Source organism: Vibrio sp. YT-19(2023) (assembly GCF_033337395.1).
On the sequence record NZ_JAWOQN010001232.1, the window covers coordinates 1 to 504 of the forward strand.

The window sequence follows — 504 nt, forward strand, 5'->3', positions numbered from 1 at the left end:
CACCCGAGCGAAGAGTGATAAAACCTATCATCTGATAGTGAGCTTCCCAAGTGGCGAACAGTTAGAAGCAAATACCTTGGCCGCGATAGAAGAGCGCATTTGCCAAGGGTTGGGTTATGGCGAGCATCAGCGTGTCAGTGCTGTACACAACGATACGGACAATCAACATATCCATATCGCAATTAACAAGATTCACCCTACTCGCAACACAATCCATGAGCCGTACTACCCGCATAAGAAGCTAGCGGAAATGTGCGAGGCCATCGAGCAGGACTTTGGTTTGCAGCCGGATAATCATATGCCGCGCAAGCGCGGGGCCGAATCACGTGCGATGGATATGGAGCGGCATTCGGCTATTGAAAGCTTAGTGGGTTGGGTGAAGCGCGAATGCATGGACGAGATTAAATCAGCCAATAGCTGGCAGGCGTTGCACCAGGTCATGCAGGACAATGGTTTGCAGTTAAGAACCAGAGGAAATGGTCTAGTGATCGTTGCCGACGGCGA

At 51.0% G+C, this 504-nt stretch carries 1 protein-coding gene; it reads left to right on the forward strand.

All coding sequences use genetic code 11. The features are described from left to right. On the forward strand, positions 1 to 504 hold a 504-nt coding region (gene traI, locus R7E78_RS31005; RefSeq protein WP_318059255.1), incomplete at both ends, for a TraI/MobA(P) family conjugative relaxase.